Origin of the sequence: Nonomuraea sp. NPDC048892 (genome assembly GCF_040649735.1) — a bacterium.
Lineage (GTDB): Bacteria > Actinomycetota > Actinomycetes > Streptosporangiales > Streptosporangiaceae > Nonomuraea > Nonomuraea maheshkhaliensis.
Genome location: NZ_JBEZFZ010000008.1, coordinates 360,046 through 370,803 on the forward strand (window position 1 = coordinate 360,046; position 10,758 = coordinate 370,803).

Consider the following 10,758-nt stretch of genomic DNA (forward strand, 5'->3'; position numbering starts at 1 on the left):
ACTACGACCCCGTCGAGGTGACACCGTTGCATGCCGACGAGGTGTCCCGCATGGAGGCCGACGCCATCGAGGCGATCAAGGCCGCCGCCGACCTCGACGCACTCAAGCAGGCCAGGCTGGCGCACGCGGGTGACCGCTCGCCCATCGCCCTGGCCAACCGCGAGATCGGCGCCCTGCCGCCGGCCGCCCGCGCCGAGGCCGGCAAGCGCGTCGGCGGCGCCCGCAAGGCGATCAACGAGGCACTGGCCGCCCGCCAGGCCGAGCTGGAGGCCGAGCGCGACGCGCGGGTGCTCGTCGAGGAGACCGTCGACGTCTCCCTGCCCTGGGATCGGCGGCCCCGCGGCGCCCGCCACCCGATGACCACGCTGCAGGAGCGCATCGCCGACGCCTTCGTCGCCATGGGCTACGAAGTGGCCGAAGGCCCCGAGCTCGAAGGCGAATGGTTCAACTTCGACGCGCTCAACATCGCCAAGGACCATCCGGCCAGGTCCGACCACGACACGTTCTTCGTCGGCTCCACCGACTCCGGTATGGTGCTGCGCACGCAGACCTCGCCGGTGCAGGTCCGCGCGCTGCTCCAGCGCGAGCTGCCGGTCTACGTGATCTCGCCGGGCAAGACGTTCCGCACCGACGAGCTCGACGCCACCCACACCCCGGTCTTCCACCAGACCGAGGGCCTGGCCGTCGACGAGGGCCTGACGATGGCCCACCTCAAGGGCACGCTCGACCGGTTCGCCGAGGTCATGTTCGGCGAGGGCATCACGACCCGGTTCCGGCCCAACTACTTCCCGTTCACCGAGCCGTCCGCCGAGATGGACCTCAAGTGCTTCGTCTGCCGCGGCGCCTCGGCGGTCCCCGGCAACCCGCCCTGCCGCACCTGCAAGTCGGAGGGCTGGATCGAGTGGGGCGGCTGCGGCATGGTCAACCCGCGCGTGCTCATCGCGTGCGGGGTCGACCCGGCGCGCTACTCCGGGTTCGCCTTCGGCATGGGCATCGAGCGGACGCTGATGTTCCGCCACAACGCCGAGGACATGCGTGACATGGTCGAGGGAGACGTGCGCTTCACCCTCCCGTTCGGAATGGAGATCTGATGAAGGTCCCGCTTTCCTGGCTGCGGGAGTATGTCGATCTCCCGGCGGTCACCGCCCACGAGGTGGCCGACAAGCTGACCGCGGCAGGCCTCAAGCTCGAGGCGATCGCCTCCCACGGTCACGACGTCAAGAACGTCGTGGTCGGCGAGGTGCTCGAGATCGAGGAGCTGACCGGTTTCAAGAAGCCGATCAGGCACTGCAAGGTCGAGGTCGGCGAGGCGACCCCGCGCGAGATCGTCTGCGGCGCCACCAACTTCGCCGTCGGCGACCGGGTGCCGGTCGTGCTGCCCGGCGGCGTGCTGCCCGGCGGGTTCGAGGTCGGCGCGCGCAAGACGTACGGGCGCATGTCCGAGGGCATGATCTGCTCCGAGCGTGAGCTCGGGCTGGGCGACGACCACAACGGCATCATGGTGCTGGCCGCCGGCACGCCCATCGGCACCGACGTGGTCGAGCTGCTCGGGCTGCGCGACGACGTGATCGAGCTGGAGATCACGCCCGACATCGGCTACGCCTTGTCGATCAGGGGCGTGGCGCGCGAGGCGGCGACGGCGTTCGGGGTGGCCTTCCTCGACCCCGCCGACGTCGATCTGCCCGCCGAGAGCGGCACGTCGTGGCCGGCCTCCATCGCCGACCCGACGGCGTGCGACCGGTTCGTGCTGCGCGAGGTGCGCGGCTTCGACCCGGCCGCCGAGAGCCCGCTGTGGATGCGGGTACGCCTCACGCGTGCGGGTGTGCGCCCCGTGTCGCTGGCCGTCGACGTCACCAACTACCTGATGCTGGAGCTCGGGCAGCCGCTGCACGCGTTCGACCGGGCCAAGCTGCAGGGCGAGATCGTCGTACGCAGGGCCGCGGCCGGTGAGCGGCTGGAGACGCTCGACCACGTCGTACGCGACCTCGACCCCGACGACATCCTCATCACCGACCAGTCGGGGCCGATCTCGATGGCCGGCACGATGGGCGGCCTGGAGACCGAGATCTCCGACGACTCGACCGACATCGTCATCGAGGCCGCCCACTTCTCCGCGACCGGCATCTCCCGCGAGTCGCGCAGGCACGGGCTGGTGTCGGAGGCGTCCAAGCGGTTCGAACGCGGCGTCGACCGCGAGCTGCCGCTGGTCGCCTCGTGGCGGGCGGTCCAGATGCTGGCCGAGCTGGGTGGCGCGAGCATCCAGCCCGGCGTCACGCACGCCGAGGTCGAGGTGTCGCCCGCGCGCATCGCGATCCCGTCCGGCTACCCGGGCCGGGTCGCCGGCATGACCTACTCCAGAGACACCGTGATCGCCCGGCTGGAGCAGGTCGGCTGCGTCGTCACCGACGGCGACGACCCGGCCGTGCGCCGGGGCGGCGTCGATCCGACCGGTGTGGTGACCGGCGGCGCGCTGGCCGCCAAGCTGGCCGTCACCGGCGACGACATGATCACGGTCACGCCGCCGTCGTGGCGGCCCGACCTCACCGACCCCAACGACCTGGCCGAGGAGGTCATCCGGCTGGAGGGCTACGAGGACCTCCCGTCGGTGCTGCCCTCCGCCCCGGCCGGCGCCGGGCTCACCGAGGCGCAGCGGCTGCGGCGGCGGGTCGGCCGGGCCCTGGCCGAGGGCGGTCATGTCGAGGTGCTCAGCTACCCGTTCATCAGTCCCGACGACTTCGACCGGCTGCAGTTGCCCGCCGACGACGCCCGCCGGGTGGCCGCGCGGCTGGCCAACCCGCTGTCGGAAGACGAGCCGCTGATGCGGACGACGCTGCTGCCGGGCCTGCTCAAGACCCTCGTCCGCAACGTCGGCCGCGGCTTCACCGACGTGGCCCTGTTCGAGACCGGCTCGGTCTACCGCCCGCGCGCGGGAGCGCCGGGCGTGGCCCCCGTGCTCGGCGTCGAGCGCCGGCCCACCGCAGAAGAGCTGGCCTCGATCGAGTCGGCGCTGCCCGACCAGCCGCTGCGGGTCGCGGTGGTGCTGGCCGGCGAGTTCGAACGATCCGGCTGGTGGGGCGCGGGCCGCCCCGCGACGTGGGCCGACGCGGTGCAGGCCGCCCGGCTCGTGGCGGCGGAGGCGCGAATCGAGCTGTCCATCAGCGCCGACCAGCACGAGCCCTGGCACCCCGGCCGGTGCGCCGCCCTCTACGCGGGCGACACGCTGGTCGGCCACGCCGGTGAGCTGCACCCGCGGGTGATCGAGGCTTACGGCCTGCCGCCGCGTACGGTGGCGATGGAGCTGGAGCTGTCGCGGCTTGAGGCGGCCATGCCCGGCCCTGTGCAGGCGCCCTCGGTGTCCGCCTATCCGGTGGCCACGCAGGACGTCGCGCTGATCGTGCCCGACTTCACGCCGGTGGCCGACGTTGAGGCGGCCCTGCGTGACGGGGCCGGGGCGTTGCTGGAGTCGATCCGGCTGTTCGACGTGTACGCCGGGGAGCAGGTGGGCGAGGGGAACAAGTCGCTGGCCTACTCGATGCGCTTCCGGGCCGCCGACCGTACGCTGACGGTCGAGGAGACCACGGCTGCCCGTGACGCGGCGGTGGCGATGGCGGCCGACCGGGTGGGCGCGCAACTGCGCGGCTGAGACCGTCGTCATGGAGGGGCCGGTGCGCCGGCCCCTCCTAGCGGGTGTGGCTCGAGCAGAGCGTGGTGAGGTCGATGTCGAGGTCGAACGGGACCATGAGCTTGAGCCGGTCATGGTGGACGCCGGTGGCGATGTAGGCCTGCGTGGCGGGGTCGAGCTCGTTGACGTAGACGGCGGGCCGGCCGTTGACCTCTTCGACCAGCCAGAAGTGGGGGATCCCCGCCTCGGCGTAGAGGACCGGCTTGCGCTGCCTGTCGCGCAGTTCGGACTCCTTGGAGACCGCTTCGACGGTGAGCAGGACGTCCGCGGCGTCGTAACAGGTGACGTCGGGGTCTTCGGGCGCGTCGGGGCCGAGCACGATGAGGTCGGGCTCTGGCCGTTGCCGCGCACCCAGTTTCACCGTCATTTGTCCCAATATTTCGTGATCTGCGGGCAGGAAGTGGTTCAGCGCGGTGCGCAACTCGCGGCTGACCACGTGATGGAAGAGATTCCGCGGGCCTACGAAGACCAGGCTTCCGTCGATCAGCTCTGTGTGCGCAGGCAGATCCGGGAGGTGATCAAGATCTTCGGCGAAGAACCCCTGCGGCGGCGGGAAGACCCAGTCGGGGAGCTCGGCCGAGGGCGGCGGCGGCTCGGCGATCGTCCGTTGGGGAAGCGCGGTCACGGGCGCAACGCCATCCGGCCGGATCCGTCACGGTCGGTGAATGAGGGAATACGGATCGACTGAGGAGGTCGGAGCGTGCGGCAGCTGCTGGTGTTCACGGAGCGGGACGACGCCGAGGAGGTCGCCGAGACGCTGGGGGAGTGGTTTCCCGAGCTGGGGGTGCCGCGCGTCGTACGGGAGACCCTCGCCGGTGAGGACGACGCCGAGGACGCGCAGTGGCTGGTCGTCGTCGAGGGACTGGACGCCGGTCGCCTGGCCAAGGTCGACGAGCTGATCGAGCGGTACGACGGGTGGCGCGAGGCGGAGTGAGCCGTACGGCGGGGCGGCGTGAGGCCGACTGGGCGGGTGGAGGAGTACGGGCGGGTGGCGTGAGGCCGACTGAGCGGGTGGGGCGGCACGGGCGGGTGGCGTGCTCGGCTGAGATGGTGGAGCGGTCGTGAGGCCGGGTGAGCTGGACGGTTTCGCGATCGGCTGAGTCGTTCGCCGGGTAGCGAACATCGGCTCCGGCGGTCGTGCGACACGGCAGAGTTGCCCTATGCGAATCGCCGTTCTCTCCGACATCCATGGTGTGCTGCCCGCGCTGGAGGCCGTGCTGGCCGAGCCCGAGGTGAAGTCCGCCGACCGGATCGTGCTCACCGGTGACGTGGCCGCGGGGCCGCTGCCCGTGGAGACGCTCGACCTGCTCACCTCGCTGGGGGAGCGCGCGTCCTGGGTGAACGGCAACGCCGACCGTGAGCTCGTGGAGGTGGCGGCGGGCAAGGACTGCCCCTACCCGTCGTCGGTGTGGGCGGCGGGTCAGCTCAGGGAGGAGCAGGTCGAGCTGCTGGCCGGGCTGCCCTCCCGGCAGGAGATCGAGGTGGGGCGGCTGGGGCGGACGCTGTTCGTGCACGCTACGCCGCGCAGCGACGAGGAGACGATCCTCGTGGACAGCTCACTGGAGCGATGGGGCGAGGTGCTGGCGGGGGAGAAGGCCGACACCGTGGTGCTGGGCAACACGCACATGCCGTTCGTACGGCTCGCGGATCGGGTGCTGGTGGTCAACCCCGGGTCGGTCGGCATGCCTTACGGGCGCTACGGCGCGCAGTGGGCGCTGCTCGACGGGAAGAGCGGGGCGGTGACGTTGCGGAACACGCCGCTGGACGCGCGGACGGTGCGGGAGCGGCTGCTCGCCGAGAGCGGATACGAGGGCATCAGGGAGTGGGTGGACGAATACGTCACCAGCACCTACTCCGACGCCGAGGCCCTGACGACGTTCGCCGCCGCCGAGGGCCGGAGGTGAGCGCTGGTGGGGGATGGCCTGCAAGGTCCCGACTGGGTGGTGCCCCGGGGGATGCAAGGACGTAGCCGGGTTGTGCTCCGGGGATGGTGGGCGGCTGATCGGTGGCTCGTGGGGCGGCGGGTGACCGGATTTCGGTGGTTGGGCGGGTTTCGGTGGGTGACCGGGTTTCTGCGAATGAGCGCGTTTCGGTGGTCGTCAGGCGGGGGCCTGGGCCGGGTCGGTCGGAGCCTGGTCGGTCGCGGCCTGCCTGCGGGCCTTCTCCGCCAGAGCGTGCTCGTCGGTCCTGGCGTCGTACGCGCGGAATCTCGGCAGGGCGGCGGCCAGCGCGAGGACGGCGGCCACGCACAGCGCGCCGCCCGCGCCGAGGGAGAAGCGGGTGCCGCCGAAGTTGGCCATGAGGCCGGCCCGCGCGTTGCCCAGCATCGGCCCGCTGGCGTAGGAGAGCAGTTCGATGCCGGCCAGGCGGCCGCGCAGCTCCGGCGGGATGGTCTGGTTCCACATCGTCAGGCGGAAGATGCCGCTGATCATGTCGGCCGCGCCGGCGAAGGCGAGGCAGACGAAGATCATCCAGACGTTGGGCGCGAAAGCGGTCAGGGTCACGGCCACGCCCCAGGCCGCGGCGGCGACGATCACGCCCAGGCCCTGACGCTGGACGCGGGCCGTCCAGCGGCCGGTGAGCGAGGCGATCAGAGCGCCCACCGCGGCCGCCGAGTAGAGCAGCCCGAGCGCCTCGGGCGCCCTCAGCTCCTCGGCCAGGAACGGATAGAGCGCCGTCGACATCGCGAACACCATGGCGGCGATGTCCACCAGGTAGGTGCCCATCAGATCCTTGCGGCTCACCGCGTAACGGACGCCCTCGATGAGCGACCTGATCGAAGCGGGGGCGGCGTCGTCGGCGGGCGGGATGGCCCTGACCCGCCAGAGCAGCACCAGGGAGAGCACGAACGTCAGCGTGTCGAGGGCGTAGGCGGAGGCCGTGCCCCAGGCCGTCAGCATGAGGCCGCCCAGCGCCGGGGCCACGATGGCGCCGAAGTTCCAGCGCAGGCTCGACAGCACCGCGGCCGCGCTCTGCTGCTCGTGCTTGACCACCTGCTGGATCACCGCCTCCAGGCTGGGCCGCTGCAACGATCCCACGCCGGTGGCCAGCGCGCCCATCACGTACAGGACCCAGACCTGCGGGTCGGGCAGCATCGCGTTGATCATGAGCGCGGCGGAGGTGACCAGCAGTCCCAGCTCGCTCAGCCAGATGATCCGGCGGCGGTCGAGCGCGTCGGCGATGGCGCCGCCCCACAGGCCGCACACCACCATCGGCACGAACTCCGCCAGGCTCACCAGCCCGACCGCCAGGTAGGAGTCCGTCAGCTCCTTCATCTGGTACGGCACCGCGACCATGGAGATCATCGTGCCGAACATCGTGATGACGCCGGACCCGAAGAGCAGCCGGTAGTCGCGCGAATCGCGCAACGGGCTCAGATCCAGCGAAAGGTGACGGAGAAGACGTCTGACAGCAGCAAGCACGAGTCTAGATTGTCCGGCCAAGGCGCTGTCCGGGGCAAATGGATTCCTGCGCGTGGCGGCTGGGTCCTGGCTGATGTTTTGTACGCGGGAGACGGTGTGCCCTCGCTGCCGGCGACCGTGTTCCAGGTGCAGACTCCAGGTGCGGAACTTCCGGTGCGGAACGGGTGCTTCACGACAAGGCGGGCACCTCGGGGGAGCTGTGGGTCGGGTGGTGGGTATCGCGGGAGTCGGGGTCGGGTTGTGGGTGCCTCGGGAACTGCGGTCGGGTCGGGGCATCTCGGAGTTGCGGTCAGATGGCGGGCACTTCGCGACCGCGGTCGGATCGTGGGCGCCCTGCGGAGCGCAGCCAGGCGACTGGCATCTCGCGAATGGGGTCAGATGACCGCAACCTTGCGAACCGGGGTCAGAAGGTGGCGATCGGGTTGACGGGGCTGCCGGAGGTGCCGGCGAGGCGGACCGGTGCGACCGCGAGCTGGAAGTCCCACTGGCCGAGCTCGGTGGCCGTCGCCGCGCACGCCTCCAGGTCGCAGTTGTCGAGCAGCCACAGACCCATCGCGACGAGGCCCACGGCGTGAACCGGCATCAACACGTCGTCGTACCCCGACGGCAGAACCTCCTGCGGCGAGTCGGCGCCGATCAGTGCGACCTCGCGCTCGCGCAGCCACGGCAGGCACGACGCGTGCCAGCCGGTCTGTGTGAAACCGGCGGTCGCGGCGGCTTCGTGACGGGCGCGGCCGTAGCCGGTCCGCAGGAGCACCGCGTCTCCGGAGCGCACCCGTACGCCCTGGCGGCGTTCGGCCTCCTCGAGATCGTCCGGAAAGACTCCTTCGCCCGGTTCGAGCCACGGCACGCCCCGCGCGGCCGCGATGTCCAGCAGGACGCCCCGTGTGACGATCCCGTTCGCCGCCGCCGTGACGGTCGCCCACGCCGATCCCGTCGCGGGGTCGACCAGCGAGTGCGGCCGGCCGTTGTACATCTTGCCGTCCCAGAAGAGGTGGCACGGCGAGTCGATGTGGGTGACGGTGTTGCCGTGGAACGTGATGCCGAGCCGTTCGGAGGAGAAGCCCCAGCGCCGGTCCTTGTGGAACGCGGCCACCGGCATGTTCTCGGCACCCGGCATATCGGCGGCGCACGGGCACGACGTCGTCGATCGCTCCATGTCCTCCGGTACGGCGACCTCCCACGCGCACGACACGCTCCTGCCGTGGCGCACAGCCTGTGCCGCCGCCAGCCGGACGGCGTCGGTGATGTGGTTCAGCGTGCCGAGCTCGTCGGCTTCGCCCCACCGGCCCCAGTTCGACAGCGTGTCGAAGTAGCCGAGTACGTCGTCCTGGGTTGGCATCGGTCGCCCTGCCGTCGTCATCTCAGCGTCGACTCCTCCGGTCACGTGGTTCTTGGCACCGCAGGCAGGGTATCCCGATCTCTCTCTTGTCCGGTTTCCGGGGGCGGGTCCTCGGGGGTCTCTTTGGGAAGGTGGGTCTCTTCGGGGGCTTCGTCCAGAGCCCCGGGAAGCTGTTCCGGAGGAGCTCCTTCTGGTGTCCGCGCCGATCGGCGCGCTGGTGGCCGGGCTGATCGGCGAGGCGGTGGGCATGTGGCCGGTGGAATGACGGCGGCGGTGATCGGTGCGGTGGTGCCGGTGATCGTGCTGGCGCTGTCGCCGATCCCCCGGATGCGCGAGATGCCGCAGACCCCGGCCTTAGAGCTCCTGGGCGGTTGCCCCCGGGGACCCGTCCTGAGCCCCCAGGGCGGTTGCTCCCGGGGCCCGTCCAGAGTCCTCGGGCGTTGTCCTGGGGGAGGCCCTGTCCAGAGCGCCCGGGAAGCTCCTTCTTGAGCCCCCGGAAAGCTGTCCCGGGGAACTCCGTGTAGACCGCCCGGGAAGCTGTCTCGGGAGAGCTCCCTCTGAGCGCCTGGGAGGTTGTCTCGGGGGAGCACCTCTAGAGCGCCCGGGAGGTTGCCCCGGGCGCTCTTCGTCCAGAAGTGTCCGGGAGGTTGGCCCGGAGCAGCTTCTTCTGGGGTCAGGATGGGACCTTGTCCAGGAAGCCGAGGACCTTGCGGATGCGGCCGTCTTCGGTCAGTTCGGCTACGTCGAAGCCGATGGCGACCGGTTCCCCGCCCTCCGGGCCCAGGTGCCAGGTGAAGCGGGCGATGTGGTGGTGGGCGTCGTACACCTCGCCCGCGGAGAAGACCAGGCCGGGGAACATGCCCTGTGCGGCCTCGATCACCGCGGCGATCCCGGCGTGGCCGGTGACGTCCGCGAGGGGGTCGGTGTAAGTGGCGTCCTCGGTCCAGAGGTCGGCCACGGCCTTGGCGCGGGCCTCTGGGTCGGTCTGGTTCCAGCAGTCGACGTAGCGGTCGATGAGGGTCATGGGGTGGCTCCTGTACTAGTTGGTGCGGCTTTTGCGCAGGCCGGTGATCTGGAGCTCGGCGAACCCGGCCACCACCAGGGCTTGGGCGATGGCCCAGACGGCGCCCATCGTGGTGAAGCCGATCGCGCCCGTGACGACGGCCGCGACGCTGCCGAGGGTCCAGATGACGTTCGCGGCGATCACCGCCTTGGTGGCGGCGGGGCTGATCGTGCGGCGGCCGGCCACGAGGGCGACGGCGGCGCCGTACGCGAGGAGGAAGCCGCCGATCGCGCGCAGCAGGCCGGCGTCCGGGCCGAGCAGGGTGCTCACCGGGCCGGCGAACGCGAGGTAGATCAGCCCGTTGCCGCCGGTGACGACGGCATCGGTGGCCAGCGCCAGGCGCAGGAACTTCATCCGGTCGGTGGTGATGGGCACGGCGGTCATCTCGGGCTCCTTCGTCGGGCCTCAGTGCGAACACCTGAAAGATGTCAGGCCGGGGGTAGGGGCCGCGATTACGCGCCAGGTAAGTGATGGTGTCGGCACCGGCATTGACCAGGGGAGACGCAGCGAAGATTGTGGTCGTCGTCACAGGGCTGCGGCACACGGCACGCGGCACGAGTCTGCCGTCGGGGCTCGGGGCTCGGGGCTCGGGGGGCTTTCTGGCAGAGTTCTTCGCGCGGGGGCTTGGAAGGGTTGCGGCCGCTGGTGTTGCGCGGATTGGGTGCCGGGAGCGTTGGATCGGGCGCACCGGAAGCTGGGGTAGAGCGAGCCAGGCGGAGGGATGTGCTGGGTGTCCCAAGCGTGGTGGGTGGCGGGGTCTGCTGGCGCTGTGCGTGGGTGGTGCTTGGGCGCGTGGGGTGGTGAGGTGTGCGGGTGCGGGTGCCTTGCGTGGTGGGTGGCGGAGTGCACTGGTGCCGTGTGTGCGTGGTGCTTGAGGTCTCGGGTGGAGAGGTGTGCAGGTGCCAAGCGTGCGGATGGCACGGGTGTCGCGTGGTGCGAGGCGTGCGGGGTGGCGAGTGTCGCAAGCGTGCCTGGTCGAGGTGCGTGGGGGTCGTGTGTGTGGTGCTTGGGCGTCCCGGGTTGTGAGGAGTGCTGGGCGCGGTGGCGCTGGTGCCCTGGGTGCCGGGGTGCCGGGGTGCCGGGGTGCCGGGGTGCGTGCGTCTGGTGTTGAGAGCGGCGGTGCCGGCTAAGGGCTCGGTATCGGGCTCAGTGCTGTCGGCTGGAGCTCAGCGCCACCGGTGATGGCTGCGGTGGTGTCGGGGTGGGGTGCGTGGCCGGGGGGGCCCCCGCGGGGGGGGGGGGGGGGGCC

General features: G+C 71.2%; 9 protein-coding genes. 4 read left to right on the forward strand and 5 right to left on the reverse strand.

Annotation, left to right across the window (positions count from 1 at the left end; translation table 11 throughout):
* Window positions 1-50: 50 nt before the first annotated feature.
* A complete protein-coding gene (gene pheS, locus AB0C28_RS28250) occupies window positions 51-1,091 on the forward strand; it encodes a phenylalanine--tRNA ligase subunit alpha (RefSeq protein ID WP_358078622.1) in 1,041 nt (346 codons plus the stop codon).
* Window positions 1,091-3,643 carry a phenylalanine--tRNA ligase subunit beta gene (locus AB0C28_RS28255; protein ID WP_358078593.1) on the forward strand — a complete coding sequence of 851 codons (2,553 nt, stop codon included), beginning with the start codon at window positions 1,091-1,093 and terminating at the stop codon, window positions 3,641-3,643. Before pheS ends, AB0C28_RS28255 begins: the two co-directional genes overlap by 1 nt.
* A 37-nt stretch (window positions 3,644-3,680) precedes the next feature.
* Here AB0C28_RS28255 and AB0C28_RS28260 read toward each other — a convergent pair whose 3' ends face one another.
* Window positions 3,681-4,307, reverse strand: a complete 627-nt coding sequence (locus AB0C28_RS28260; protein ID WP_358078596.1) for a Uma2 family endonuclease — start codon at window positions 4,305-4,307, stop codon at window positions 3,681-3,683.
* A 75-nt stretch (window positions 4,308-4,382) separates the two neighbouring features.
* Here AB0C28_RS28260 and AB0C28_RS28265 point away from each other — a divergent pair, with 75 nt between their 5' ends.
* The gene (locus AB0C28_RS28265) at window positions 4,383-4,616 is read left to right on the forward strand and encodes a hypothetical protein (protein WP_358078599.1); all 234 of its coding nucleotides are present in this window, start codon (window positions 4,383-4,385) and stop codon (window positions 4,614-4,616) included.
* Between the two features lie 226 nt (window positions 4,617-4,842).
* Window positions 4,843-5,586 (forward strand): YfcE family phosphodiesterase, encoded by a 744-nt coding sequence (locus AB0C28_RS28270; RefSeq protein WP_358078602.1) that lies wholly within the window; start codon window positions 4,843-4,845, stop codon window positions 5,584-5,586.
* 195 nt (window positions 5,587-5,781) lie between these two features.
* On the opposite strand, the gene AB0C28_RS28275 is transcribed toward AB0C28_RS28270, so the two are convergent.
* From AB0C28_RS28275 to AB0C28_RS28290, 4 genes are all read right to left on the reverse strand, one after another.
* On the reverse strand, window positions 5,782-7,050 hold the full coding sequence (locus AB0C28_RS28275; protein WP_357851226.1) for an MFS transporter: 1,269 nt from the start codon (window positions 7,048-7,050) through the stop codon (window positions 5,782-5,784).
* Window positions 7,051-7,507: 457 nt separating this feature from the next.
* Window positions 7,508-8,446: a cyclase family protein gene (locus AB0C28_RS28280; RefSeq protein ID WP_358078605.1), complete on the reverse strand. Its 939-nt coding sequence runs from the start codon at window positions 8,444-8,446 to the stop codon at window positions 7,508-7,510.
* A 673-nt stretch (window positions 8,447-9,119) separates the two neighbouring features.
* Window positions 9,120-9,470, reverse strand: coding sequence for a nuclear transport factor 2 family protein (locus tag AB0C28_RS28285; protein WP_357851232.1), 351 nt, complete (start codon window positions 9,468-9,470; stop codon window positions 9,120-9,122).
* A 15-nt stretch (window positions 9,471-9,485) separates the two neighbouring features.
* Window positions 9,486-9,893, reverse strand: a complete 408-nt coding sequence (locus tag AB0C28_RS28290) for a hypothetical protein (RefSeq protein WP_357851235.1) — start codon at window positions 9,891-9,893, stop codon at window positions 9,486-9,488.
* Window positions 9,894-10,758 lie beyond the last annotated feature (865 nt).

Coding starts and splice junctions, on each gene's coding strand:
- pheS (WP_358078622.1), top strand. CDS start 51: ATGGAGGCCGACGCCATCGAGGCGATCAAGGCCGCCGCCGACCTCGAC.
- AB0C28_RS28255 (WP_358078593.1), top strand. CDS start 1,091: ATGAAGGTCCCGCTTTCCTGGCTGCGGGAGTATGTCGATCTCCCGGCG.
- AB0C28_RS28270 (WP_358078602.1), top strand. CDS start 4,843: ATGCGAATCGCCGTTCTCTCCGACATCCATGGTGTGCTGCCCGCGCTG.
- AB0C28_RS28280 (WP_358078605.1), bottom strand. CDS start 8,446: ATGCCAACCCAGGACGACGTACTCGGCTACTTCGACACGCTGTCGAAC.
- AB0C28_RS28285 (WP_357851232.1), bottom strand. CDS start 9,470: ATGACCCTCATCGACCGCTACGTCGACTGCTGGAACCAGACCGACCCA.
- AB0C28_RS28290 (WP_357851235.1), bottom strand. CDS start 9,893: ATGACCGCCGTGCCCATCACCACCGACCGGATGAAGTTCCTGCGCCTG.